The sequence below is a fragment of the Microbacterium lemovicicum genome (assembly GCF_003991875.1).
GTDB lineage: Bacteria > Actinomycetota > Actinomycetes > Actinomycetales > Microbacteriaceae > Microbacterium > Microbacterium lemovicicum.
In genome coordinates this window covers 908,161-933,581 of sequence record NZ_CP031423.1, presented here as the reverse complement: position 1 = coordinate 933,581, position 25,421 = coordinate 908,161, and the positions used below count along the sequence as shown (strand labels likewise).

The 25,421-nt window shown below is 69.4% G+C and carries 25 protein-coding genes and 1 tRNA gene; 14 read left to right on the top strand and 12 right to left on the bottom strand.

Going from position 1 to position 25,421, the window contains the following annotated elements:
• Positions 1-6: 6 nt before the first annotated feature.
• Together CVS47_RS17000 and CVS47_RS04270 are read right to left on the bottom strand one after the other, a co-directional pair.
• Positions 7-1,614, bottom strand: a complete 1,608-nt coding sequence (locus tag CVS47_RS17000) for a relaxase domain-containing protein (RefSeq protein ID WP_277600965.1) — start codon at positions 1,612-1,614, stop codon at positions 7-9.
• Positions 1,615-2,588: 974 nt separating this feature from the next.
• Positions 2,589-3,584 (bottom strand): TIR domain-containing protein, encoded by a 996-nt coding sequence (locus CVS47_RS04270; protein ID WP_127094981.1) that lies wholly within the window; start codon positions 3,582-3,584, stop codon positions 2,589-2,591.
• Between the two features lie 153 nt (positions 3,585-3,737).
• On the opposite strand from CVS47_RS04270, the gene CVS47_RS04265 reads away from it, so the two are divergent.
• Positions 3,738-4,310, top strand: coding sequence for a hypothetical protein (locus tag CVS47_RS04265; RefSeq protein ID WP_127094980.1), 573 nt, complete (start codon positions 3,738-3,740; stop codon positions 4,308-4,310).
• Positions 4,311-4,471: 161 nt separating this feature from the next.
• Here the strand turns inward: CVS47_RS04265 and CVS47_RS04260 are convergent, their stop codons facing one another.
• A complete protein-coding gene (locus CVS47_RS04260; RefSeq protein WP_127094979.1) occupies positions 4,472-5,161 on the bottom strand; it encodes a DUF3800 domain-containing protein in 690 nt (229 codons plus the stop codon).
• Complete coding sequence (locus CVS47_RS04255) at positions 5,158-6,033, bottom strand: ArsR family transcriptional regulator (RefSeq protein WP_127094978.1); 876 nt, start codon at positions 6,031-6,033, stop codon at positions 5,158-5,160. Before CVS47_RS04255 ends, CVS47_RS04260 begins: the two co-directional genes overlap by 4 nt.
• A gap of 905 nt (positions 6,034-6,938) precedes the next feature.
• Here CVS47_RS04255 and CVS47_RS04250 point away from each other — a divergent pair.
• The 3 genes from CVS47_RS04250 to CVS47_RS04245 are packed head-to-tail and all read left to right on the top strand — an operon-like array spanning position 6,939 to position 8,684.
• Positions 6,939-7,532 (top strand): hypothetical protein, encoded by a 594-nt coding sequence (locus CVS47_RS04250; RefSeq protein WP_241240271.1) that lies wholly within the window; start codon positions 6,939-6,941, stop codon positions 7,530-7,532.
• A 24-nt stretch (positions 7,533-7,556) separates the two neighbouring features.
• Positions 7,557-7,799 (top strand): Arm DNA-binding domain-containing protein, encoded by a 243-nt coding sequence (locus CVS47_RS16890; RefSeq protein ID WP_241240270.1) that lies wholly within the window; start codon positions 7,557-7,559, stop codon positions 7,797-7,799.
• Between the two features lie 33 nt (positions 7,800-7,832).
• Entirely contained in the window at positions 7,833-8,684 is an 852-nt protein-coding gene (locus CVS47_RS04245) for a tyrosine-type recombinase/integrase (protein ID WP_241240269.1), read from the top strand.
• A gap of 24 nt (positions 8,685-8,708) precedes the next feature.
• Here the strand turns inward: CVS47_RS04245 and CVS47_RS04240 are convergent.
• The 5 genes from CVS47_RS04240 to CVS47_RS04220 all read right to left on the bottom strand — a co-directional run bounded on the left by CVS47_RS04240 (position 8,709) and on the right by CVS47_RS04220 (position 12,814).
• Positions 8,709-8,784: transfer RNA gene (locus CVS47_RS04240), tRNA-Arg, on the bottom strand.
• A 67-nt stretch (positions 8,785-8,851) separates the two neighbouring features.
• Positions 8,852-10,153, bottom strand: a complete 1,302-nt coding sequence (locus tag CVS47_RS04235; RefSeq protein ID WP_127094977.1) for a hypothetical protein — start codon at positions 10,151-10,153, stop codon at positions 8,852-8,854.
• A gap of 124 nt (positions 10,154-10,277) precedes the next feature.
• The gene (locus CVS47_RS04230) at positions 10,278-11,165 is read right to left on the bottom strand and encodes a CPBP family intramembrane glutamic endopeptidase (protein WP_127094976.1); all 888 of its coding nucleotides are present in this window, start codon (positions 11,163-11,165) and stop codon (positions 10,278-10,280) included.
• Positions 11,166-11,187: 22 nt separating this feature from the next.
• Positions 11,188-11,853, bottom strand: coding sequence for a tRNA (guanosine(46)-N7)-methyltransferase TrmB (gene trmB, locus CVS47_RS04225; RefSeq protein WP_241240385.1), 666 nt, complete (start codon positions 11,851-11,853; stop codon positions 11,188-11,190).
• A 127-nt stretch (positions 11,854-11,980) separates the two neighbouring features.
• Positions 11,981-12,814: a DUF3097 domain-containing protein gene (locus CVS47_RS04220; protein WP_127094974.1), complete on the bottom strand. Its 834-nt coding sequence runs from the start codon at positions 12,812-12,814 to the stop codon at positions 11,981-11,983.
• Between the two features lie 183 nt (positions 12,815-12,997).
• Here CVS47_RS04220 and CVS47_RS04215 point away from each other — a divergent pair, with 183 nt between their 5' ends.
• From CVS47_RS04215 to CVS47_RS04200, 4 genes are all read left to right on the top strand, one after another.
• A complete protein-coding gene (locus CVS47_RS04215; RefSeq protein WP_127094973.1) occupies positions 12,998-15,040 on the top strand; it encodes a TPM domain-containing protein in 2,043 nt (680 codons plus the stop codon).
• Between the two features lie 84 nt (positions 15,041-15,124).
• Positions 15,125-15,868, top strand: coding sequence for a PspA/IM30 family protein (locus tag CVS47_RS04210; protein WP_127094972.1), 744 nt, complete (start codon positions 15,125-15,127; stop codon positions 15,866-15,868).
• Positions 15,869-16,046: 178 nt separating this feature from the next.
• Positions 16,047-16,862, top strand: a complete 816-nt coding sequence (locus tag CVS47_RS04205) for an arginase family protein (protein ID WP_127094971.1) — start codon at positions 16,047-16,049, stop codon at positions 16,860-16,862.
• On the top strand, positions 16,859-17,314 hold the full coding sequence (locus tag CVS47_RS04200; RefSeq protein WP_127094970.1) for a Fe-S oxidoreductase: 456 nt from the start codon (positions 16,859-16,861) through the stop codon (positions 17,312-17,314). The genes CVS47_RS04205 and CVS47_RS04200 overlap by 4 nt, the downstream gene beginning before the upstream one ends.
• A 93-nt stretch (positions 17,315-17,407) precedes the next feature.
• On the opposite strand, the gene CVS47_RS04195 is transcribed toward CVS47_RS04200, so the two are convergent.
• The 3 genes from CVS47_RS04195 to CVS47_RS04185 all read right to left on the bottom strand — a co-directional run bounded on the left by CVS47_RS04195 (position 17,408) and on the right by CVS47_RS04185 (position 19,133).
• Entirely contained in the window at positions 17,408-17,869 is a 462-nt protein-coding gene (locus CVS47_RS04195) for an SIP domain-containing protein (RefSeq protein WP_127094969.1), read from the bottom strand.
• A gap of 68 nt (positions 17,870-17,937) precedes the next feature.
• Positions 17,938-18,657, bottom strand: coding sequence for a tyrosine-protein phosphatase (locus tag CVS47_RS04190; RefSeq protein WP_127094968.1), 720 nt, complete (start codon positions 18,655-18,657; stop codon positions 17,938-17,940).
• A complete protein-coding gene (locus CVS47_RS04185) occupies positions 18,657-19,133 on the bottom strand; it encodes a carboxymuconolactone decarboxylase family protein (protein WP_127094967.1) in 477 nt (158 codons plus the stop codon). Before CVS47_RS04185 ends, CVS47_RS04190 begins: the two co-directional genes overlap by 1 nt.
• A gap of 182 nt (positions 19,134-19,315) precedes the next feature.
• Here CVS47_RS04185 and CVS47_RS04180 point away from each other — a divergent pair, with 182 nt between their 5' ends.
• From CVS47_RS04180 to CVS47_RS04155, 6 genes are all read left to right on the top strand, one after another.
• Positions 19,316-20,317 carry an alpha/beta fold hydrolase gene (locus tag CVS47_RS04180; RefSeq protein WP_127094966.1) on the top strand — a complete coding sequence of 334 codons (1,002 nt, stop codon included), beginning with the start codon at positions 19,316-19,318 and terminating at the stop codon, positions 20,315-20,317.
• Positions 20,318-20,454: 137 nt separating this feature from the next.
• The gene (locus CVS47_RS04175) at positions 20,455-21,966 is read left to right on the top strand and encodes an ABC transporter substrate-binding protein (RefSeq protein WP_127094965.1); all 1,512 of its coding nucleotides are present in this window, start codon (positions 20,455-20,457) and stop codon (positions 21,964-21,966) included.
• Between the two features lie 9 nt (positions 21,967-21,975).
• Positions 21,976-22,923, top strand: a complete 948-nt coding sequence (locus tag CVS47_RS04170; RefSeq protein WP_127094964.1) for an ABC transporter permease — start codon at positions 21,976-21,978, stop codon at positions 22,921-22,923.
• Positions 22,923-23,816: an ABC transporter permease gene (locus CVS47_RS04165; protein WP_127094963.1), complete on the top strand. Its 894-nt coding sequence runs from the start codon at positions 22,923-22,925 to the stop codon at positions 23,814-23,816. The genes CVS47_RS04170 and CVS47_RS04165 overlap by 1 nt, the downstream gene beginning before the upstream one ends.
• On the top strand, positions 23,813-24,601 hold the full coding sequence (locus CVS47_RS04160) for an ABC transporter ATP-binding protein (protein WP_127094962.1): 789 nt from the start codon (positions 23,813-23,815) through the stop codon (positions 24,599-24,601). Before CVS47_RS04165 ends, CVS47_RS04160 begins: the two co-directional genes overlap by 4 nt.
• Positions 24,598-25,410 carry an ABC transporter ATP-binding protein gene (locus tag CVS47_RS04155; protein WP_127094961.1) on the top strand — a complete coding sequence of 271 codons (813 nt, stop codon included), beginning with the start codon at positions 24,598-24,600 and terminating at the stop codon, positions 25,408-25,410. The genes CVS47_RS04160 and CVS47_RS04155 overlap by 4 nt, the downstream gene beginning before the upstream one ends.
• The last annotated feature ends 11 nt before the right edge of the window (positions 25,411-25,421 follow it).

The following is a 25,421-nucleotide window of genomic DNA, read 5'->3' as shown; positions in this document are numbered from 1 at the left end:
CCCGCCTCATCCACAACGATTCGGTCCCCCCTTGTGCAGGGGATACTTCGTAGCACCGGAGTAGCTGGCGCCGGTGGTCGGGTCGGTGTCGCCGGGTGCGAGGCGGGTCCACACCTGAGCACCGGCGGCGTTCTTAGTCCATCGGAACCCGTGGTCGTAGAGAAGGGCGTGCAGGCTCGTGGCCGTCGCGCCGATCTCTTCGGCGGCGATGGACGCGGCCGTCCGGGTGGGAGCGACAACCAGCATGCGCCGCCGCCGGGCCCGGAGGGCGTGGTGGGCGAGGCGGAGCATCGTGGTTTTGCCTGCACCGGCCGGGCCTGTGACCGTGACAAGCCCGGCATGCCCGGCGATGGCCGAGGCCGCGTCGAGCTGAGAGGCGTCAAGGCGGTCGGCGTCGAGTACCCGTGTTGCCGCGGTTCGGAGATCGGCGCGTGGGACGGAGGGGCCGGGGGTGGCGATCAGGTCGAAATCGCGAGCCAGCCGCACCTTCGAGCGGAGCGTGTTTGTGGCCATGTATTGCTTTACATGCCCGGGCACGTTCTGCTCGCTCGTTAACCGCACTACTGAAGACATCGCTGTCGCGATGATGCAGTGCTGTACATCGTTCAGCTCTGCGCGGTCAACGATGACGCCGGTGCGGGAGAGGGCCCGAAGGGCGCCGGCATGGAGGTCGTACAGGCTGAAGCGTCCGCCTGAGCTCCGCGACCGGTCATTCGCATCCACCACCGCCATCGCCGCCAACAGGTTCACGTCCAGGTGGCCAAGCGGAATCGCGGCGAGCGGCGAAAGTGAGCGGGGGTGACCGATCGAGGGATCGAGGCCCTGGAGTTCTTCGCGAACGGCACGCTCCCAGGACTCTTCGTCCAAGACGGCGGGCTTGTCCGGTCGGGCGACCGCCCACGCGCGCCGGTCGATCTGTTGCAACACCGCCAGGCTCGGCGTCGCGCCCCCGTGTGCTGCCTGCCATTCCGCGATCAGACGGGCACGGTTCGCTTCGATCTGCGCCGACCGGCGCGACAGCGGCGCCACCAGCGCAGCCAACTCCGTAATCTCCCCGTCGGCGTCGATCGTGTACCCGTGCCGCGCGAGGGCTGTCAACCATTGCGGGTCGGTGCGGGCGGCTAACTCGCCCTCGGCGTTGATGACGGTGTGGAACTTCATCGCCACCCGCGAATCGACATTCGTCCACTGCCCATCCCGGCCGCGGACTTTGACGTTCAGCCACAGGTGCCGGTGAATGTGGGGGTCCAGGGCGCGGGAGCGGCGGTGCTGCAGCTCCACGACTTCGAGCCGGGAGATGTCCTCGCGGATGAGGCCGCCGTGTCGGCGGCGGGCGTTCAGCTCCTGCTGCCACAGGACGACGGTGCGGTCGCGGATGCGGTCCTGCAGAGCCTCGAACTCCACTGAGAGTTCGGGGTGCAGCAGGGCGGCGATGCTGTACGACCTCGGGTGATTCAGCGTCGCGTCCAACAGCAGATCCGACTCCGCGCGCAGGTGCGGTCTCCCCCGCTCCTGCCCCGAGATCGGGTCGTGACCGGCCAGCCATACTCGCAACGCCCCCGCCGAGAGCGCGTCCGCCGAGACCTCGCCGTCCTCGACAATGAACCGCGTCACCCCATATCCGAGACCCCGCTGTATCCCTCCAGCGCCACGCCACCTGAGGACTCCTGAACGTGCGCGTCGCAGACACCGTCGAGCGCATACGCGAGAGCGTGCCGAAGGCCGCGCGACTCCGTACCCCGCTTCCACCGCTCTAAGCCTCCCCGCATGCGACCAAGCTACGCCGCTTCATGCGGAACCGCTACGCAGTTACACATTGGTGCCTGCGTGCATTGCAGCATGAGTCTTGTTGAGCGTTAGCCGGCGTCATCTGGTTCTCGATCCGCTCCTCGAATGCGCGACATTCTCGCCATTTGGCGGGCAGCTCCGCTCAAAGCGGCTCGCGCTTCGCTGCAACCCACCTTTCGTGTTCCTAGCACGAGGCAGGTTCGGCTCGTTGGCGTCCGATGGGCGAGACAACTGAGGCCATGAGTTGCTGATGACAGCCGTTTGGCGGACAGACATGCTCTTGACGCCGTGTCAGCCTTGCCTTCTCACGACCAGACGGGGGGTGTGGTGGCACACGAGCGGCGCGTGACTCATGTGTATCGTCTTCCGGACGGGTGGGTGCGGATGCCTCGAGGCCGTCTCACCTCGGCTCTCGCCAACGAGCTCCGCGCTGAGGCATACACGATGGCCAGGGCGCGGCGGGGTTTGTTTGACGTGAAAGAGAAGTCACTCCGATTGCATGAGCCCCTCCCTGAGAACGACCCCTAGGGCCGAGGTGGCCTTCGGAGCCGCGCCGGTCGGTTACACCCGGCAACACTTACCCGTGTGTGCGGTGCCATACCAGATACGTGTCGCTTCTCGCGGCGTTGAACTGCGCACAGTTCGACGACGACCCTCGACCACACGCCTATGCTGCGGTTCGCCGGCGACCCCGGCTACCTCTGATGCCGCCTGCGGTGCCGACGTCTGGTCCGGACGATTGCGGCGCTATCCGAACCGCTCGACACGTCACCGGTGGCGTCACCTGGGCAGTAGTGCCGTCACGCTGAGTGAGTAGCGACTTCTAGCAGGCTCTGGTGACCAGTCAATCCACGGAAGGTGAGCAGCCGTCTACGTCCCTGCCGGTCCTCGACTGCGAGAGGGACATCGAGTTCGACAAGGGCAGGGTTTGCGGCTGTGCCGTTTGCGGCGATGTTGTCACCATAGAAATATCTCCGCGCCCCATCGGAGATGGGATTCAAGCGACCCTCAAAGTCAGGCAAATAGCCGGTCGACGTTTCGAAGATGTGACTGGAGTAGCCCGGCTTCTGAATTAGGCGAACGGTCAGGTCCGACGCGGAATCATGGCTGTCCACCACTCCAGCACGGAAATCGGGATGGGCGATCCACGCCGTGACCATCTCCCGGCCTGGGAGCATGATGCTCGCAGTGCCCCCGGTGTCAGTAGACGCGAAGGAAGCGGTTTCGTTCGCTCTGACCAGAGCTACCTGCGCGCCAACGATCGGCGATTCGCGCGCATCTAATACCTGCACGGTAGTTGTTCCAGGAACCCGGTTAGCGCCGTCCGCTAACCAGCCGCTGGTGGCTCCGGAACGGGCAGGGATGCGACCACCGATCGCGACTATCTTCTGTTGGATTCGCTCTGCAAGTTGCTCCGGCGTCACAGCGGAAGAGGCCAGGTAGCCGATGTTCGCAGAAATTCCCGGGAGCTGGGTCGCATCGAACTGCACAGGCAGGATGTACTCGCGGCGCTCGCGCAGAGCACGCTCAATTGCGGAGCGCCGTTCATGACGAGTCCACATCCGATCCCGATACTCGGACGATACGAACATGACCACCACAGAACTCGCTTCACTGTAGATCCGATGGAATTCCTCGGCTAGGTCAAGACCCCACAGGCGGACAGCCTCGTCCTCGTACTCGTCGTAGAACGTTCTGACCCCGGCGACTCGCAGCGCCTCCGCCACCGCGGCTGCGTATGCTCGCTCCGAACCCGCGAACGACAGCGCCACCTCATACTCTTTCGCGCCTTCCACGCCGCGACTCTATCGACCTGCGTAGGATCTGCGGCGACCTCGTGCGATCGTGGAACGGATTTGCGCTCAACACCCGAGGCGATGTCGGAGCGCCTTCTTAGACTGGTCTGCCCCGCCACAGCATTGGAGGCGGTCAGATAGAAGGGTGAGAAAATGATGGATAAGCCGCAACGCATTGCTGCTGTGGAGCAGATCGAGAAGGCGTTGGGTGGCCCGGGCGCCGTGGAGGCCATGTGGACGACCGCTCGCGGCAACTCGTATCGTCGCGAGTGGGCGGATCGACTCTGGACGGCGGTTCTGCTCGTGACGCGTGGGGAGGTCGTCACCTTTGCTCACGTGGAGCTGAGCGAAGAACGTCCACTGCGGATCCTGCTGTTCACCGCGGGTCTGGTGGTCATCATCAAGTTCGATGATCGCGAGGGCGATGAGCCCACTCCGAGCGTGACAGCACACCGCCGAGGGGCCCCGCTAACGCTGAGCGTAGCCGCGTCCGAGGGCGTGATCGACGGCTCATCTGTGATTTCGGAGGCCGATACCTTTCGTGTCGTTCGCTTCGACCACAATTGGCCGGGAGAAGTAACCGCAACCGTGACCTTTGAGGGGATGGACCCCCTGACACTGACCGGTGAAGGCTTGCTGGACAACGGGGAAGCTTCTCCGCTACTCCGGTTTTCAGACGAGGTGGCTGAGGCCCTTGCTTCGGGCGCCGTAACTGCCGCGCGGTGAACTTCTGGGCCCGGTGGCGGGTATGAGATGCGCCGAGCGCGAGCCACGGGCCGAGCAGGCGCACCTTCCCCTCAGGCTTGTGTATCCGCAAAGATGCAGGCATAATCGAAGAGCGGACCCGCCCCACACTCGTGGATGAGCGGGTCTTGCTGTTTTCGCGGTCAGAGTCGCTTCGGGCCGCCGTTGACGTCTTTCGGGCGCAGGTAGTCCTCATACCAGCTCCAGCCGAACCGGTTCCCCTGGTGCCGGTTCAGGTGCGCGTAGGCCGTGTACGCGACGAGGTCGGCCATCTGGACCCATTGGGACCGGCCGGAGTCGTGCATCATCGGGTCCTCGATGATGTGGCGTGTGTCGAGCGGCAGGGATCGGTGGGCGTCGAAGTAGGTGGGGTCTGATCCGTTGCCGTCCATGCTGACGAACACGTAGCTGTCGTCGGCGCGGTGGTCGTCGTTCCACCCATTGATGAGCTCGCGGTAGACCTCGCCACGTTCCTCGTAGTAGGCGCGGCCTGTGGCGTTGGTGCCCCTCCACACAGCGCCGACCTTGATGTCGGGGCTGTCGGCGAGGACCTGGAGGCACTGTTCAGCGACGGCGCGTCCGAGGGTCTTCCACTCCGCGGGACCGTCACCCGCGGTGGTCGCGATTCGGTTTCGACCGTTGACGAACTTGGTCGCGTGCAGTTCGGTCGCCGGCGGGACCTTGTGGTCTCGGTACAGCTCCTTGCGCAGTTCGAGGATGGTCCGCAGTGCGTATCGCCATCGCTCCGGGCTGACCTCGAGCCAGCCGTAGACGATGAGCCCCTGGTCGACGGAGCCGGAGTCATCGACGTAGATCATGCGGGAGATGGTCATGGCTGTTCCTTCGGGGGTGTGTTCTTCGCGCGGGCGGCGCGCTTGAGTCGTTTCTTTCGTTCTTTCGCGGCGCGGTCCTGGAGGGCGAGACGCGCTTCACGGCCGAACGGTCCTTTGAGCGAGTACCACATGTGGACAGTGCTGCCGGTGGCGGAGAATGTGGTCTTCACCTCTTCGATGCGGCGGTGCAGCAGACCCGCCTTCCGCAGATCCGTGAGGCCGTTCTGCGCGGACTTCTGCTTGATCCCGTACCAGTCTTCGATGCGGTCGTAGGTGAGCCAGACCTCGGGCTTGCTCTGAGTCTCTTTCGCCACGAGCAGGAGCATGACGAGCGCGGGCAGCGACAGCTTGGCGAAAATTTCTTCCGTCCAGAATTCGTCGGGGAGAGCGAAGTAGGTGTTGCAGCGGTCGCGCCGGCCTCCGGGTGCGTCGTACGGGACGCCGCCTCCCTCGACGACCGCGCCGTCTTCACGACGCGGCGTGGGGCGCATCAAGCGACCCTCGCGCTTCTCGGGCTTGGTGATGAGTCCAAGCTCTTCGAGCTCGCCCCAGGAGCGAGACAGCGTCGACGGCGACCATGTCGGTGCGCCGGGCGCGGTGAGAGCGCGAACCCAGAAGCCGCCCGGCAGCGGTTCGCGGCGGTCCTCGAGCCAGGGCCAGCACGTCAGCAGCATGATGTAGAGCAACAGCGGGCGGTGCTTGCGTTCGCTGAGCATGCGTGCGAGCGTGGATGCACGAGGGTCTTCCGTGTCCGGAAGCTGGACGAGCACCTGACGAAGCTGCGTGTAGCCGCGAGCGGACAGGCGCGTGATGTCAGCCCTGGTCTCTGCCGGAGTGGCGCGATTCGTTTCCGATGTCATGTCGACGATCAAACCACATGGCTGTTTTCGTTTTACCGGATTCGGGCGGATCCCATTTGCCGTTTCGCACCAGATACTGAGACACACCATTCGATTCGCCGTGCGATGCCGCATGCGACACAGTGCGATGCGCCATGTGCGCGATTCCATAGGAACGGCCCCGGAATGTCCCCCCGGGAACTCATCCTCTTGAACTGGCGGACGTGACCGCCCCTCGAGGATCGCCGGTTCTGGGCCGTGGGGTGATCGTTCCGCGGCAGATGCGACCTGAGGGTGCTTAGAGGCGTGAGCCACGCGTGGGCGCGGAGCCTCCCGGCTGGTTGTCGCGCCAGCCGAAGGTCTGTGCGTCCTGATCCCGGCGTTCTCGTTCGCGACGCGCGGCCTCTAGCCGCTCTCGTGCGGCGGCCGCCTACTGATCTCGTGCGCATCCTGCAGGACTCTTCCAGAGACCGCAAAGTGATCCTGGCGTACTGGGCGGGCGCTTGGCCTTTCATGCCGGTACTGCGTGTCGAAGACTTCTCCTTTTCACATTGGTGTGTTGGCGTGAAGGCGACAGAGTCGCCGCGGAGGGCGGACGGGCGCAGCGCAACCCGTCAGGGCGGTGGGAGGAGAGAAGTTCGGTGCGATGTGAGGGAGCGCAGCGACCGCGTGCCGCACTTGTCGGAAGGAAGCCGGCGGCGCAACCGCTTGCACGAAGCCCGCCCGCCCGTCCGCTGCCGAAGGCTTCACAGCAACACATCGAGCCCGCAGGGCGACCGCAGCCCGGCCACAGGCCGGACCACACAGCAGCGTTCGGGCCGCGCTATTTTGCGGAAAGCCTCACCTCTTCTGTGGAACTCGTATCAGCGATACGGTGAGCGGACCGTGATCTGCGGAATGGTGGCGGGGTAAGACAGACTGAGGCGGTGATAGTCGACGTGACAACGCTGACCGGCGAGGAAATGACCGAAGCTGCGGCGCAGACGCCTTTAGGGTCGTCGCTGCGAATCGCGAACGGGTTCATCGCGACATCGCTCGACGACGCTTCGGGCATTGAGACGACGATCGAGGCGCATTATCGCGAGGTGAAGGGACGATACGTGCCGTCCGTGATCGTCAATCGCGGGGTGAGCGATGACTTCGACGAGGAAAAGCTGCGGCACACTTCCACCCAGGGCGTTCTGCAGGCTGCGGTCCCGCATTGCATCGCTGTCCGGCTGGCCGAGGAGCCGGAAGCGAAGTGGGCGACGGTCTCGGACCTCACCGCAGATGACAACCGGATCCTTCCGCCGTGGCTGGTGGCCGCGGTTGTGAAGCACGGCGTGAAGGATGAGCGGTGGGATGTCATCGAGATCCTCTACGGCGCTGCCGCTCTCGCCGGCCGACCGCCGGTGAAGCTGATCACCGCCGAGCTCGCCGTCCCTGAACGGACCGCATCTGACTGGATCAAGAAGGCACGGAAAGCGGGGCGCCTAGCCGGCATGACGTCCACGATTGGCCGCCCTGCGCACGAGTTGTCGGCGTCCGCCTGATCCTCACGCTCCGAGGCGGCATCCATGGGCAGCGTTCACTCCTATACGAGCACCGAAGGCAAGCGGCGCTACCGGATCATCTACCGGCGACCGGATCACCGGCAGACGACCGAGCGTGGATTCTCGACGAAGCGTGACGCGGAGCGGCGCTTGGCGGAGGTCGAGATCACGAAGGATCGCGGCCAATATGTAGACCCGGCGAGTGGCCTCGTGACCGTCGCGACCTTGGCGAAGGAGTGGCTGCGGCAGCCCGAAGGTGTCCTTTAACCCTCGTCGTACAGGCCGCTCGTCTCGGCGTGGTTGACGCATGTCGAACCCACGTGGGGCGCGCGGGCGATCACGTCCATCCGGCACTCCGAGGTGCAGACCTGGGTGTCGACGATCTCGGGCGGGTCCACGACCGTACGACGCGCCCACAGCATCCTCGCGGGCATCCTGGATGCGGCGGTGGCGGACCGCCGCCTGGCGCAGAACGTCGCACGCGGGGTGAAGCTGCCAGCCAAGGGGAACAACGTCCGCGGCCACGCGTATCTCACTCACGCGCAGGTCCAAGTCCTCGCCGATCACGCGCGACACCCCACCCTCGTGCTGTTTCTCGCCTACACGGGCCTCCGCTGGGGCGAAGCCACCGCAATCCGGGTCCGCCATCTCGACCTCGCCCGTCACAGGATCGATGTCCGCGAGAACGCCGTGAAGGTGTCGCACCAGGTGCACGTCGGTACCCCGAAGTCGCACCGGTCGAGATCCGTCCCGTTTCCGGGCTTCCTCTTAGATCCGCTGCACGAGCTCATCGCCGGCAAGAGCGCGGATCAGCTCGTCTTCGGTGACGGCACGTCCCACCTGCTGATCCCCGCGTCGAGGAACGGATGGTTCACCGCGGCGGTCCGCGAAGCCCGCGCGGCCGATCCGACGATGCCGCGGGTCACGCCGCACGACCTCCGCCACACCGCCGCGAGCCTCGCCGTCCAAGCCGGCGCGCACGTGAAATCGATCCAGAGAATGCTCGGCCACGCCTCTGCCGCGATGACACTGGACGTCTATGCAGACCTCTTCGATGGTGATGTGGACGCGGTTGCGATCGCTCTCGATCGCGCCCGACACGAATCATCTGTTGTCATTTTGTTGTCAGAAGAAAAGGATCGCGAGGTCTGAAGACCCGCGATCCCTTGTCCCGACTGGTGCCCCCGACTGGAATCGAACCAGCGACCTTTGGTACCGGAAACCAACGCTCTATCCCCTGAGCTACGGAGGCGCAACCACACGATGCTATCACCGGGCGGCAGGGGCCTCCGGACGCGGGCGGGGCCGCAGCATCCGGTTCACGGCCAGCCGATGGTCCACAGCAGCAGCACCGCGACGACCTGCAGGACGATGCAGACGACGACGCCGAGGCGGCGTCGGGTGGCCGTGGAAGACAAGCGCGAGTCGGCGAGCAGCGGCGCCATCGGCATCAGCAGACGGAACAGGCTCTGCTGCGGCAGGAAGACGGCGAACAGGTACAGCCCGTAGCCGGCCACGAACGACCAGACCTCGACGCCGAGGGCGCGGATGGGCTTGGAGCGCATCCACACGATGAAGCCACCGGCGATCGTGAGCACCATGAGCACGCCCAGGATGCCGAGATACGAGCCCCAGAAGCGGAACCACGGGGTGAGCGGCACGAAGTGGCCGTCGCCGACGAAAGGGATCCACCAGGCGATCTCGGTGCGCACGTAGGCGTCGCGTGTGCCGGTGACGGCCTGGGCGATGTACGACCACGAGAGGCCGGCGACGGAGATGAGGCCGGCCGAGACGATCATGCCCCAGCGCTGCGCGGCGGGGAACGGGTCTTCTGCGCGGCGCGCCCAGCGCACGAGGAACACGACGCCGAGCGTCAGCGCGATCGCGAGGCCGCCCGGCCGCACATAGGCGGCGAGCACCCCGACGGGGGCGATCCAGGCGTAGCGCCGGTTCACCGCCAGCAGCAGGCAGGCGAAGAGCAGCATCAGGATGAGCGACTCTGCGTAGGCGAGCACGAAGACGAAGGACAGCGGGCTGAGCGTGAAGAGCACGACGCCCCACCAGGCTGACTTCGGCGTGGTGACGCGGTGCAGCAGCAGATAGAGCATGACGGTGGCGCCGGCGCTCGCGATGATGCTGATACCGACACCGGCGGCCTGCCAGGGGACGCCGAGCGCATCGGAGATGACCCGCTCGAGCCAGGGGAAGACGGGGAGGAACGCCCAGTCGTTCGGCTGCACGACACCGCTCGGCGCGAGCGGCAGCCACGTGGGATAGCCGACCTGCGAGATGCGTCCGTAGCGGGCGCCGTCCCAGTCGCTGAGGAAGTTGAGGAAGGTGGTGACGAGCTCGCCTTCGGGGCCGAAGCCCCACTTCCCCGCTTTGGAGATCTGGTACCAGCCGAACAGGATCAGAAGGTTGATCGCACGTCCGACGCCCCACAGCAGCAGCACCCGGCTGATGACACCCGCGGGAAGCGGATCACGGTTGATCGTCGTCGTCGGCGCCGAGCGGAGGAGACGCATCGAGCCGTTCCAGACGCGGGCGACGAGCGAGGTCCGGTCGGACGCCCCCGGGGGCGGCACGGTCGTCGCCGCGCGCTCCTGTTCCTGAGCGGTCACGCATCCTCCTCGCGCAGCAGGGAAGATCCGCCGACCGCGTCATCGGATTTTCCCATACCAGGCTGAGCGAGTGGTACAAGCGCCCGCGACCGGAGGCGAATCGTGACGATCAGGGGTGGTCGGATCAGGGAGAGGGGACGAGGAAGAAGCCGTCGAGCACGCCGGGGTTGTGGGCGTGCACCAGCACGAGGAACACAACTGCGTCGAAGAGCAGGTGCACGGTCACCACGTAGGCCAGCGATCGGGTGCGCAGGAAGATGAATCCTTGCAGCAGCGCGAAGGGGATCGTCAGCAGAGGGCCCCACGCGCGGTAGCCGAGTTCCCACAGGAACGACACGAACACGATGGTCTGCAGCACGTTCGCCTGCCAGACGGGGAAGTGCCGGCGCAGCAGCGCGAAGACGGTGCAGACGAAGAACAGCTCATCCCAGATGCCGACGGCGCCGACCCCGACGAACAGCCGGCCGATGAGCTCGGGGGTGTTCACGACCGGCCAGTTGAGGTAGACCCCCGAGGTGATGAAGTAGAACGGCAGGATCAGCCAGCCCAGCACCAGCACGCTGGCGAGCCAGGCCCACTGGAAGGTCGTCCATCGGCCGCCCCCGCGCCACGGGAAGCCGATCGCCCGGTCGCGGTAGACGAACCGCGAGATGACATAGGGCACCACCACGGCACCGCCGAGGCCCAGGGTGAAGCGCACGAACGCCACGTTGTCGAGCTCCGCCTTCAACGGGATCACGCTGACCACGAGCAGCCCGGCGGCGATGAGCGAGAGGTCGCGCAGAAGGCTCGGCGGACGCGTCCGACCCGGCAGGACCTCGAGTGGAGCGGACGCGCGGCGCTCCAGCATCCACGCCGATGCCATCGCCGCCGCCAGCAGCACCCATCCGAGCCAGGGCAGCAGCAGCACGAAGAAGGCCGGCGCCGCGAGGCACACGAGCAGAGCGGGAAGGAGTCCCCACGACCACGCCGGCAGGGCGACGGCAGGAGACGACGACGGATGCTGCGGCATCAGCGGTCCAGCTGACGGGCGCTCATGTGCGGGGTGCTCGGCGATAGGCCAGGTCGCGGATGTCGCGTCCGACGCGTGCGCCCTTGCGCTCGAAGGCGGTCACGACGCGACCGTCGAAGCGGTCGGACCAGTCGCCGTCGAAGGCGCGCTCGAGGGCGGGGATGCCGTCGAGCACGTCGCGCATCCACCGGGCGTACTCCTCCCAGTCGGTGGCCAGGCGCAGCATCCCGCCGTCCTTCAGCACGCGCGCGGCGAGGTCGCCGAACTCCGCCGTGACCAGGCGCCGCTTGAAGTGCTTGTGCTTGTGCCACGGATCGGGGAAGAACACCCAGAGCTCGTCGAGGGATGCCTCGGGCAGCAGGTGCGCGAGCACCTCCGGCGCGTTCGCCTCGACCATGCGCAGGTTGCGGGCGCCGGCACGGTCGGCGTCGAACATCGTGCGTGCCAGCCCGGCCCGGAAGACCTCGATGGCGAGGAAGTCGTCGTCGGGGCGCGACGAGGCGGCCGCGACGATGGCGTGACCCTGCCCCGAGCCGATCTCGGCGATCAGCGCGGCCTGGCGGCCGTAGACGTCGCGCGGGTCGATGGCGGTGCCCGGGAGGATGCTGGTGGCCGGGGCATCCCGCGTGACCGTCAGCAGGTACTCCGGCGCGAGGCGCTCCCACGCGCGGTCCTGCCCGTCGGACATCCGCCCGCTGCGGCGGACGAAGGACACGGGGCGGTCGCGGTGGCGTCGCGGGTCGGCGGGGGTGTCGGACACCCTTCCAGGGTAACGACCGCCATGGAGCGGGCCCGCCGCGCGTGCTCCGCGGGGATCAGGCCGTCACGAAGTCGATCAGCTCCTCGACGCGTCCGAGCAGACTCGGCTCGAGGTCGCGGTATGAGGTCACGCTGCCGAGGATGCGCTTCCACGCCCGGGCGATGTCCGCCTGGTCGCGCGCCGGCCAGCCGAGGGCGCGGCACACGCCGACCTTGAACTCGATGCCGCGCGGCACCTCCGGCCATCGCTGGATGCCGACGGCGCGGGGCAGCACGCACTGCCAGACGTCGATGTAGGGATGCCCGACGACGCGCAGGTGGCGGCCGTGCGGGCCCCGCAGCGTGGCCTCGACGAGGCGCGTCTCCTTCGAGCCGGGCACCAGGTGGTCCACCAGCACGCCGTAGCGCCGCTCGGCGGACGGCGGATCGTCGGCGAGCGCCTGGTCGAGCAGGTCGACGCCCTGCAGGTATTCGACGACCACGCCCTCTGCGCGCAGGTCGTCGCCCCAGACCTTCTCGACGAGCTCGGCATCGTGGCGCCCCTCGACCCAGATGCGGCTGGCGCGGGCGACGCGGGCCCGCGAGTCGGGCGCCGCGAACGAACCCGACGCCGTCCGGGCCGGAGCGGCCGGAGCCTTCGGAGCGGGCGGCACGAGGATCACGTCGGCACCGTCGATCAGGAAGCCCGCGCCCAGCGGGAACTGGCGTCGCCTGCCGTTTCGGTCCTCGAGCTCCACAAGGCTCGAGCCGACCCGCACGACGGCGCCGCAGTAGCCGTCGGCCGCCACCTCGACCACGAGGTCGCGCTCCGCCGGCACGCGCGCGAGCACCTTCGCGGCCTTCTCGCGCCAGCCCTTGGCCAGCACATCCGAGCCGTACCGATCGTCCATGCGCCCCTCCCGACCGGGCGAGCGTAGCCGCCGCGCACCCGGGCGGAGGCCGGACCCGCCGGGTGAGCGCCTACCGGGGGTCGTCCGCCCCGTCAAGCCGCCGCCCTCGCTTCCCGCGGGAAGCGGTCCGTCAATAGACTCGGGCGGAGGGACGGCTGTGGAGTCCCCGCGGAGGAGGAGTCGATGCGTGCTCGCTGGGCGGTGTCGCTCGCCGCGGCGCTCGCGATCGTCTTCACCGGAGCGGCGACGGCGGCCTCCGCCACTCCCCCGCCTCCGCTGGCCGACTCCTACATCACCGATGAGGCGGGCGTCCTCACGGATCAGGAGGCGATCGACCTCAGCACGAGGATGACCGAGACCTACCGCACCACCGGTGTCGACATCTTCGTGGTCTACGTCGACACCTTCACGTCTCCGGACGACAGCGAGGCGTGGGCCAACCAGCTCGCCAACGACAACGGCCTCGGACCCAAGCAGTATCTGCTGGCCGTCGCCGTCGACTCCCGCCAGTTCTACCTCTCCGCCGACAGCAGCGGGCCGCTGAGCGTCCCGCAGGTGAGCCAGGTCGAGGACGCCGTCAAGCCGCAGCTCACCGCCGGCGACTGGATCGGCGCGGCCACGACGGCCGCCGGCACCATCGACCAGCTGCTCGGCACGGCCGGCGGCGGTGCGAGCCCGACCGGTGCCGACGGGGGCGGGGTCATCACCGGCATCCTCGTGGTGGTCGTCATCGCTCTGGTGATCGGCGGCGTCATCTGGCTCATCCGGAGGCGGCGTCGTCCGTCGGTCACCGCGCCCGCCGGTCCCCCGCAGATCTCCACCGCGGATCTCGCCCGCGAGGCGTCGTCCGCGCTGGTCGCCACCGACGACGCCGTCAAGACGAGCGAGCAGGAGCTCGGCTTCGCCAAGGCGCAGTTCGGGGATGCCGCGACCGCCGAGTTCGAGCAGGCTCTCGCCCGCGCGTCGCAGAACCTCACCCAGGCCTTCACGCTGAAGCAGCAGCTCGATGACGAGGTGCCCGACGCCGAGGAGCAGACGCGCGCCTGGAACGAGCAGATCATCCAGCTGTGCCGCGAGGCCAACGACGGTCTGGATGAGAAGGCCGAGGCGTTCGACGAGCTGCGCAAGCTGGAGCAGAACGCTCCGGAGGCGCTCGCGCGCGTGCGGGAGGCGCGGGAGACGGCGGCCGCCGGCATCGCCGGCTCGGAAGCATCCCTCACCGCCCTCACCGCGCGCTACTCCGCGGATGCCCTGGCCACGATCGCCGACAACCCCGATCAGGCGCGCGAGCGCATCGCGTTCGCCGACGCGCGACTGACGGAGGCCGAGACCGACATCGGCGCCGGACGCGGCGGCGAGGCGGCCGTGGGCATCCGTGCCGCAGAGGACGCCGTCGCGCAGGCGGTGCTGCTCGAGCAGGCCGTCGACAAGCTCGGCGCCGACCTCGCGGCCGCCGACGCGGGCATCACGTCTCTCCTCGCCGAGCTCGAGACCGACATGGCGACCGCCGCGACACTCCCCGACGCCGACGGGCGCGTCGCCGCGGCGATCGCCTCGACGCGCCAGCGCGTGGACGCCGCCCGGGCGACGAGCAACGGCTCCGACAAGCGCCCGCTGCAGACGCTCGAGTCGCTGCAGGCGGCGAACACCGAGATCGACGCGGTCACCCAGGGTGTGCGGGATGCCGCAGCTCAGGCCGAGCGCGCCCGTCAGCAGGTCGGTCAGACCATCCTGCAGGCGCAGGCGCAGGTCTCGGCCGCCGAGGACTACATCACGGCACGGCGCGGTGCCGTCGGCGCCGAAGCGCGCACGCGGCTGGCCGAAGCCGGCGCCTCGCTGGTGCAGGCGCAGCAGCTGCAGGCGGTCGACCCCGCGCAGGCGCTGCAGCAGGCGCAGCGCTCGGCGCAGCTGGCGGCGGAGGCCATCCAGCGCGCTCAGGACGACGTCGGCGCCTTCGGCGGCGGGGGCGGACTCGGCGGGATGCTGGGCGGCGGCCAGGGCGGCGGAAACTCCGGCGGCGGCATGCTGGGCGCCGTGCTGGGCGGCATCGTCATCAACTCCATGCTCGGCGGCGGGCGCTCCGGCGGATCAGGCGGCCTGGGCGGCTCGGGCGGGCTCGGTGGCATGTTCGGCGGGGGCGGCGGAGGCCGGTCGTCCGGCGGCATGCGTCCCGGCAGCTTCGGCGGGGGCGGCACCCGTGCTCGCCGAGGAGGTGGCCGCTTCTGAGCCGCACTCCCGTCGCCGCCCCGGTGCGGCATCCCTCGTCCTGATCCACTTCTCGACCTCTCCCACGAATAGGAAGGAAACCCGATGGCAAAGCAGTCCATCTTCGGTCGCATCTCGACCCTCCTGAAGGCGAACATCAACTCCATGCTCGACTCCGCCGAGGACCCCCAGAAGATGCTCGACCAGCTCGTGCGCGACTTCTCCAACAACATCGCCGACGCCGAGTCGGCCATCGCCGAGACGATCGGCAACCTGCGCCTGCTCGAGCGCGACCACGCCGAGGACGTCCAGGCGGCGACCGAGTGGGGCAACAAGGCCCTCGCCGCCAGTCGCAAGGCCGACGAGCTGCGCCGCGCGGGCAACACCGCCGACGCCGACAAGTTCGACAACCTGGCGAAGATCGCCCTGCAGCGTCAGATCAGCGAGGAGAACGAGGCGCGCGCCACGGCTCCGCAGATCGCGACGCAGACGCAGGTCGTCGACCAGCTGAAGGACGGCCTCAACGGCATGAAGCAGAAGCTGGAGCAGCTGAAGTCGAAGCGCTCCGAGCTGATGGCCCGAGCCAAGACCGCCGAGGCGCAGAACAAGGTCGTCGACGCCGTCAAGTCGATCGACGTCATGGACCCGACCAGCGAGCTGGGCCGGTTCGAGGACAAGATCCGCCGCCAGGAGGCGCTCGCCGCCGGCAAGCAGGAGCTGGCCGCGTCGAGCCTGGACGCGCAGTTCAACCAGCTCGAAGACGTCGGCGAGCTGACCGAGGTCGAGGCCCGTCTCGCCGCGCTCAAGGGCGGACAGGCTCCGGCCGCGATCGAGAGCGGCCAGAGCTGACGCACTGACCCGTTCGACGGGCGTCGCTCCTCGGGGGGCGGCGCCCGTCGCTGTTTCCGGGCGTGCCGGTCGCCGTCTGCGGGCATGCCCGTCGCCGTTCGCCGGCGTGACGGGGCGGCCGTGTTCGCCCTGCGCGGAGCGGCCTCGGCGCTCGTGCGGGGTGGGGCAGGATGAGCCCATGACCCGATTCATCGTCGCGCCGCAGTGGCAGGGCTCGTCGTCCTCCCGCGCGATGCAGCTCATCGACGGCGCGCTCGCCATCGCGGGCGACCTGCCCCGTGCCACGACCACCGTCATCGACGTGCCCGCCGAGGCCGGCGAGAGCCTGGAGTCGGGCGTGCGGCGCCTCAGCTCGCTCACCCGCGTCCGCACGGCGATCGAGGAGGCCGTCGCCGAGGCGGACGAGCCCGTGGTCGTCATCGGCGGCGACTGCGGTGTCACCCTCGCGGGGGTGGGCGCGGTCGCCGGTCCCGACCTGGCGGTGGTGTGGCTCGACGCGCACGCCGACCTGAACTCCCCCGAGACGTCGGACTCCGGCGCGTTCCACGGCATGGTGCTGCGCGCCATCCTCGGCGAAGGCGCCGACGTGCTGAGCCTTCCGGCCGAGGTCATCACGCCCGACCGCGTGGTGCTGGCCGGCACGCGCGAGTTCGACCTCGGCGAAGAGCTCTACGTCTCGGCGACCGGGATGACGGTACTCAGCGTCGACGACCTCGCCGACCCCGCCGCGCTTGCCGACGCCGTCTCCGCCACGGGTGCTGCCCGCGTGTACATCCACGTCGACCTCGACGTGCTCGATCCCGGCGAGATGGGCGCACTCACCTACCCCGTCCCCTTCGGGGCGACGGTGGCTCAGGTGGTCGCGGCGATCAAGGCGGTGCGCGAGCGGATGCCGCTGGCCGGGGCATCCCTCACGGAATTCTCGCCCTCCTCACCCGAGGCAGCCGTCGAGGACCTCGGCGCGATCCTGCGCCTGGTCGGGGCGCTCGCGTGAGCCCGATCCCGACGCCCCCGCGCTCGTGGCGCGCCGACGCCGATCGCGCCGTCGCCCGCGGAAAGCGCATCGAGCGGATGATCCCGAACGCTCTGCTTGACTCCCCCGTGAGCCGGGTCGGCCTCTGGTACGGCCGCACCGTCGGCTGGGCATGGGGCACGCTGTGGAGCACGGGGCGCATCGAGCGCCGGGGCGGGCTCTGGGTCTTCCGCGGACTCCCGTCGTGGGCTTTTCCGCGGGGCGGCGTCTGCGTCGGGGACTGCTTCCTGACCGGCGACGAGCCCGTGACCGACGCGATCATCGCGCACGAAGCCGTGCACGCGCGGCAGTGGCGCCGCTACGGCTTCCTCATGCCGGTGCTGTACTCGCTCTCGGGGCGGAACCCGCTGCGCAACCGGTTCGAGATCGAGGCCGGCCTGGAGAACGGCAACTACGTCCCGCGCGGGTCCTGACCGCAGAGGGCGTGCGTCAGCGCGCGGATGGCGGGCACCAGCGGGCGGCGTGCGTCACAGCTGGCGGCGTTGCGTCAGCGCGGGCGACGTGCGTCAGCGCGCGGTCGTGAGACCGAAGCGCTCCGGCGTGTGGATGGCGTCGGCGGTCATGCCGAGGCGGCCGGTGAGGTGGTCGACGATGTCGGCCGTCCCGAGGTAGCCACCGAGCAGGGTGACGCGGGTGGCGTCGTCCTCAGCGCAGAGCATCTCGTCGGCCCATGCGGCGACGGCGCGGGACAGCGCCGCGCCGGTCGCGCACGCACGGCCGGTGCCGGGTGCACCGCTGCGGGTCGAGCGGTCGAGCCACGTCACGACCATCCGCGCCGGAGCGCTCACCTCGCCGATCCACGACGCGTCGGGGACCTCGATGAACACCCGGCCGGTCGAGCAGATCGGCAGCGTCGCGAGGACGGCCTGCAGCTCCGAGAGTGCGTTCTCGTCGGCGGTGATCAGCTGCTGCACGCGCGCGTGGCGCACCGTGCGGCAGAGGCTGGCGTTGTGTTCGGCGGAGGACATGACGTTCTCAGTGTACCCGCCGCAGAGAAGGGTTGCCTAACCTCACTCGAATCGGTCGCCAACGGCCATCAGGGCTCGATGAGCACCCGTCGCAGGTCGGCGATCTCGTCATCGCGGAGGCCCTTCGCGCGGAGGTACTCCACCGGTCCGCCGTAGCGCGCCGTCAGGTCGTCGAGCAGCCCGCGCATGATGTGGGCGGGCGAGCGGGTCGCCAGCTCCACGAGGTTCTCGGAGTCGGGGAACGTCGCCCGCAGTCGCGCCACGATCATCTCGTTGCGCTCGACCGGGAGCATCGACTCGGTGCGCGCGTAATCGGCGATGACCGCCTCCTGGTCGACGCCGGCGGCGAGCAGCGTCAGCGCCACGGTCACACCCGTGCGGTCCTTGCCGACCGTGCAGTGCACGAGCACCGGCTGATCGGCGAGGACGCTCCGGACGACCTCGACCACCTGGTCGGCGGAGTCCTCGACGATCTCGCGGTAGAACTGCGTCAGCGACGCATCCTTCTGGAAGAACGACGAGATCGATCCGAGGTAGAGCGGCACGCGCTGCATCTGCAGGTCCATGCCGTCCACGCGGCTCGGCGAGCGCTCGACCTCCTCGTCGTCGCGCAGGTCGATGATGCGGCGCACCCCCAGCTCGCGGAAGGCGGCGGTGCCGGGCTCCTCGAGCGCGGCCAGGTTGCCGGAGCGGTAGAGCACGCCGGAGCGGGTACGGCCCTCACCGGCGGGCAGGCCGCCGACGTCGCGGAAGTTCATCGCGCCCGGGACGAGTGTCTGGTCGGTCATCAGGAGGTCGCCGCGGGTCGGGGCGGCACCGGGTACCGACCGGCGATGGTGACGCGGTTGAAGGCGTTGATGGAGATGAGGATCCAGCTCAGCCCGACATACTCCTGCTCCGAGAGGATGCCGCCGACGTGGTCGTAGACGGCGTCGGGGATGCCCTCCTCGGAGATGAACGTGAACGCCTCCGCGAGCTCGAGCGCCGCCCGCTCGCGCTCGTCGAACACGCCGGACTCGCGCCACGTGGCCAGCTGCGCGATCTCGTCGGCGGTGAGACCCGCGACCAGTGCCCGGTCGACGTGCACCCGCACGCAGTAGGCGCACCCGTTCAGCTGCGACGCGTGCAGCTGGACGATCTCCTTCAGGCGATCGTCGATGCCGTTCGCCGTGGCGATGGCGCCGACCGTCTTGGAGAACGCCTCGAGCGCCTTGTAGGCCTCCGGCGCCGAGCGGGACAGGTGCACACGGCGTTCATCCGACATGGTGCCAGCCTATCCAGCCCCGGCCCGGCACGGCCGGTGGGGATGACCAGAACGGCTCCCCTCTTCATGTCCCACTTTCTGCAGAAGGCATCGGCGTGTTGTGCAGCGAGTGGGACATCGTCGCGGAAGGGGTGCGAGAGGGACAATGGAGGGCCCTGACCCGTCACCACCGAGGATGCCGCGTGACCGACTTCGACGAATTCTCCTTCCTGCCCGCCCAGGCCGCCGACATCGGCTACGACGGCGCGCTCCCCCACCGCGAGCGCGTCGAGCTGACCCTTCCGGACGGTCGCCGGCTGAGCGCCATCCGCACCACTCCGGCCGACGCACCCGGTGCCGCGCCCGTGGTGACGCTGCTGCACGGCGCGGGGCTGAACGCCCACACGTGGGACACCACGCTCCTCGCGATGGGGCTCCCCGCCCTGGCGATCGACCTCCCCGGGCACGGCGACTCCTCGTGGCGTGACGACGCCGCCTACGTCGCGCGACTCCTCGCCGCGGACGTCGCCGCGGGAATGGATGCCTGGACCGACACCCCGCAGCTCCTCGTCGGGCAGTCGCTGGGCGGCCTGACGGCGGCGGCGGTCGCGGCATCCCGCCCCGATCTCGTGAGCGAGCTCGTCGTCATCGACATCACCCCGGGCCTCGACCCCGATGCCGGCGCCTCCCAGATCCGGCAGTTCTTCGCCGGACCGACCGACTGGGCCAGCCGCGACGAGCTCGTCGAGCGCGCCCTGGCCTTCGGACTCGGGGGCTCGCGCACCGCCGCCGAGCGCGGCGTCTTCCTCAACTCCCGCGTGCGCCCCGACGGGCGGGTCGAGTGGAAGCACCACTTCGCCCACCTCGCCGCAGCCGCCGCGGCTGCGCCTGCCGCGCCGGAGCCGGATGCCGCGCCGCACCCGGATGCTGCGCCGGAGCCGGAGGCCGCGGCATCCGCCTCCGCGCCGCACGACGCCGTCTCGGCTGTCCTCGGAGAAGCCGGGTGGGAGGACCTCGCCGCCGTCGCGGCACCCGTCACACTCCTGCGGGGCGACCACGGCTACGTCACGGAAGAGGATGCCGCGGTCTTCGCCGCACGCGTCCCGACGGCATCGATCGAGACCGTCGTGTCGGGGCACAACGTGCAGGAGGAGCTGCCGGTCGAGCTCGGTCGTCGCCTGCGGAGCCTCGTCCGGAAGGATTGACACCTGTGTTGCGTTCCATGTAGCGCGTTGCACGCCGTCTCGGACGGAACCGTAGGCTTGCCCCAACCCCCGAGTCGCCGACTTCTCCGGCATCCTCACACCCCCTGGATGCCGCGGCCCCGCGAAAGGACCCCCACATGCGTCGCCGCATCACCCTGGCCGCCGCCGCCCTCGTCACCACGAGCGCGCTGCTGCTGACCGCCTGCACCGGCAGCCCGTCGGGCGAGACCACGACGTCAGCAGGCCCCGCGGACTCCAGCGCCACCCTGCGGGTCGGCCTCGTGCTCGAGCCGTCGAACCTCGACATCCGCCACACCAGCGGCGCCGCCCTCGAGCAGGTGCTCATCGGCAACGTCTACGAGGGGCTCGTCAGCCGGTCGCAGGACAACGAGGTCGAGAACGCTCTCGCGACGGACCACACGGTCTCCGATGACGGCCTGACGTATACCTTCACCCTCGCGCAGGGCGTCGCGTTCCACAGCGGCGACCCCCTCACGGTCGACGACGTGGTCTCCTCCTTCACGCAGGTCAAGGACGACGAGACGATCATCGGCCACGCCGACTTCGCGAACGTCGCCGGCATCGCCGCCGACGGCGCCGACAAGGTCGTCGTGACCCTGACGACGCCCGACCAGAATTTCCTGTTCAACCTCACCGGTCCGGCCGGCCTCGTCGTCAAGGCGGGCGACACCACCGACCTCAAGACGGCCGAGAACGGCACCGGTCCCTTCACCCTCACGCGGTGGAACCAGGGCGACAGCCTCGAGCTCGCCCGCAACGACGCGTACTGGGGAGAGCCGGCGGGCGTGGCATCCGTCGTCCTGCAGTACATCCCCGACTTCACCGCCGGCGTCAACGCGGCGCTGGACGGCAGCCTCGACGTGCTCACCGCGGTCGACCCGACCCTCGCGCCGCAGCTCGACGGCGCGCAGGGCTTCAGCCTGACCACGGGCAAGACCACCGACAAGGCGACCCTGGCGTTCAACAACAAGAAGGCGCCGCTCGACGACAAGCGCGTGCGCGAGGCCCTGCGCCTGGCGATCAACCACGACGACCTCGTCACCGCGGTGGGCGCGGGCCAGACCCTGTACGGCCCGATCCCGGAGCTCGATCCCGGCTACGAGGACCTCTCGGGCACGATCTCGTACGACCCCGAGCGGGCCAAGGAGCTCCTCGCGGAGGCCGGCGCCGAGAACCTCGAGCTGACCCTGACGATCCCGTCCTTCTACGGCACCACCGTGCCGCAGGTGCTCGTGTCGGACTTCGAGGCCGTGGGCGTCGACCTGACCGTCGACGCGGTCGAGTTCTCGACCTGGCTGCAGGACGTCTACACGAACCGCGACTACGACCTCAGCTTCGTGCTGCACGTCGAGCCTCGCGACTTCGGCAACTTCGCCAACCCCGATTACTACTTCGGCTACGACAACCCCGACGTGCAGAAGCTGTACCAGGAGGCGCTCGCGACGGTCGACCCCGACGAGTCGGCCGACCTGCTCGCGCAGGCCGCGAAGATCGTGTCGGAGGACAGCGCAGCGGACTGGCTCTACAACGGCGCGACGATCACCGCGGTGCAGTCGACCGTCAGCGGCTTCCCCGTCGACTCGATCAACTCGCGCATCGACCTCGCCGGCGTCACCGTCTCGAAGTAGCCTCCCGGAGTGATCCGCTACGCGCTGACCCGGGCAGCCCTCCTCCTGGTGGGGCTGTTCGTGGCCAGCGTGCTGATCTTCCTGTCGCTGCGCGTGCTGCCGGGAGACATCGCCCAGCTGATCGCGGGCAGCGAGGGCACCCCCGCGCAGGTGGCCGCCATCCGCGAGAGCCTCGGGCTGAACGAACCGGCGATCACGCAGTACTTCGGCTGGATCGGCGGCGTGCTGAGCGGCGACCTGGGCAGCTCCCTGCTGACCGGCTCGTCGGTCGCGGCGGAGCTCGCCCAGAAGGCGCAGGTGACGGTGCCGCTGGGCATCCTCGCGCTCACCATCGCCCTCGTCATCAGCGTGCCGCTCGGCGTGCTGTCCGCCCTCCGCCGCGGCCGCCCCGGCGGCACGGCCCTCAGCGTGGCGTCGCAGGCGCTGGCCGCGGTGCCGGTCGTGTGGGCGGGAATGATGCTCGTCGTCGTCTTCGCCGTCTGGCTCGGCTGGCTGCCGGCGCAGGGCTTCCCCCGTGACGGGTGGGCCGATCCGGGCGCCGCCCTCCGCGCCCTCATCCTCCCCGCCCTCACGATCGGCGTCGTCGAGGGCGCGATGCTGCTGCGCTTCGTGCGCAGCGCCACCCTCCAAGCGATCGGCCAGGACTACGTGCGCACGGCGGCGGCGAAGGGCCTGACACGCACCACGGCCCTGCTGCGCCACGGTCTGCCGAACGTCGGGCTGTCCGTGATCACGGTGCTCGGACTGCAGGTCGCCGGCATCGTGGTCGGCGCCGTCGTGATCGAGCAGCTCTTCACGCTGCCGGGCATCGGACGCATGCTGGTGACCGACGTGGGCAACCGCGACCTCCCCAAGGTGCAGGGAGAGCTGCTCGTGCTCACCGGCTTCGTGCTGCTCGTCGGGTTCGTGGTCGATCTGCTCCACCGCGTCATCGACCCGCGCCAGAGGGAGTCGTGATGGCCGCCGTCGATACGCCCCGCGACGGCTGGCTCCGTCGCCTGCTGTCGCTGTCGACGGGTCGGTTCGGCGTCGCCGTCGTGCTGCTCATCGCGCTGACCGCCCTCATCGCCCTCTTCTGGACGCCGTTCTCCCCCACCACGACCGACATCTCCGCCCGCTGGGCGGGGCCGAGCTGGCCGCACCTGCTCGGCACGGACGGGTCGGGCCGCGACATCCTGAGCCTTCTCATGGCCGGCGCGCGCACCACCGTGTTCGTCGCGGTCGGCGCGGGGGTGATCGCCACGGTCATCGGCATCGCGCTGGCGGGCCTCGGCGCGCTGACGGTGCGCTGGGTGCGGGAGTCCGTCGCGGTGCTCGTCGACATCCTCATCGCCTTCCCGGTGCTCATCATCGCCACGATGATCGCCGCGGTGTGGGGCCGCTCGCTGTGGGTGGTCATCTGGGCGGTCGGCATCGGCTTCGGCGTGAACATCGCCCGCGTCACGCGGCCGGAACTGCGGCGCGTGCTGCACACCGACTTCGTGCTGGCCGGACGTGCCGTCGGGCTCACTCCCCTGCAGAACCTGGTGCGTCACCTGCTGCCCAACGTCGCGCCGGTCTTCATCGTGCAGCTCTCGTGGGCGATGGCCGTCGCGGTGCTCGCCGAAGCGGGCCTGTCGTACCTGGGCTTCGGGGCCTCGCTCACCGACCCGTCGTGGGGGCTGCTGCTGTCGGACCTGCAGCGCTACATCGGCGTGTACCCGCTGTCGGTCGTCTGGCCGGGGCTCGCGATCACGCTGACGGTGCTGGGCTTCAACCTCCTCGGCGACGGCCTGCGCGAGGCGACCGACCCGACGCTGTCGCGCCACAGGGCGACCGCCCGCACGCACGTGCCGGGGGTGGTCGCATGAGCCTCCGCGTGGAGGGCCTCACCATCGACATCGACGGCCGGCGGGTCGTGGACGGCGTGTCCTTCGCCGTGCCCGACGGCGCCCGCCTGGGCCTGATCGGCGAATCGGGATCGGGCAAGTCGCTCACGGCGCTGGCGATCCTCGGCCTGCTCCCCGCGGGCGCCGAGGTCGGCGGCAGCATCCGCTGGAACGACCGCGAGCTCATCGGCATGCCCGACCGCGAGCTGGCGCAGCTGCGCGGCGACGACATCGGCATCGTGTTCCAGGAGCCGCGCACCGCCCTCAACCCGATCCGCACGGTGGGCCGCCAGATCGCCGAGTCGATCCGCATCCATGAGAAAGCGAGCCGCGCCGAGGCGAAGGCCCGCGCGATCGGCGAGGCCGAGCGCGTCGCCCTGCCCGACCCGGCGCGCATCGTCGACCGCTACCCGCATCAGCTGTCCGGCGGTCAGCGTCAGCGGGTGGCCATCGCGATGGCCCTGGCGTGCCGTCCGCGCCTGCTCATCGCCGATGAGCCGACCACCGCGCTGGACGTCACCATCCAGGACGAGATCCTGCGACTCCTGCTCGGTCTCGTCGAGGACTCCGGCATGTCGCTCGTGTTCATCACCCACGACCTCGCGGTGCTGTCGCGCATCGCGACGCACGGTGTGGTGCTGTCCGACGGCCGCGTCGTCGAGGATGCGCCCATCGGCCGCCTTCTGACGGCACCGCAGTCGCCGGTCACGCAGGGGCTGCTGCGCGATGCCACGGCGACGGTGTGGCGACCGGAGGGCACCTCATGAGCGACGACGTGCTGCTGCGCGGCCGAGGGCTCGGGCGCACCCATCGCCTCCCCCGCGCCTCGCTGTTCGAGCGCCCCCGCACGACGGTCGCCCTGGAGGACGCCGACATCGACGTGCGCACCGGCTCCGCGGTCGGCGTCATCGGCGAGTCCGGTTCGGGCAAGTCCACCCTCATCCGCCTGCTGCTGGGCCTGGACACCCCGACGGCGGGCACCGTCCACTTCCAGGGCAGAGAGGTGGATGCCGCGGCCTCCGCCCGCTCCCTGCACTGGCTGCGACGGGCCACCGGTGTCGTGTTCCAGGATCCGTACGCCTCGCTCGACCCCCGCATGTCGGTCGGACGCATCGTCGGCGAGCCGCTGTGGGCCCTCGGGATCGACGGCGACCGTCGGGCGCGGGTGCGGGAGACCCTCGAGGACGTCGGACTCGAGGCCGACATGGCCGAGCGGTTCCCGCACGAGTTCTCCGGCGGTCAGCGTCAGCGCATCGCGCTCGCCCGGGCCATCGTGCACCGCCCCACGCTGCTGGTCGGCGACGAGCCGCTGTCGGCCCTGGACGTGACCGTCCGCGCGCAGATCCTCGCATTGCTCGGGCGGCTGCGCCAGCGCGACGGGATGACGCTCCTGCTGGTCTCGCACGACATCGGCGTGGTGCAGAACCTCTGCGACGACGTGCTCGTGCTCAAGGACGGCCGCATCGTCGAAGAGGGGCCGACCGAGAAGGTGCTGCTGCAGCCGCAGGCCGCCTACACGCGGCGCCTGCTGGCATCCGTCCCGGTCATCGATCCGGGCTCCGCGGGAGCCTCCTGACGGCGCCGCCG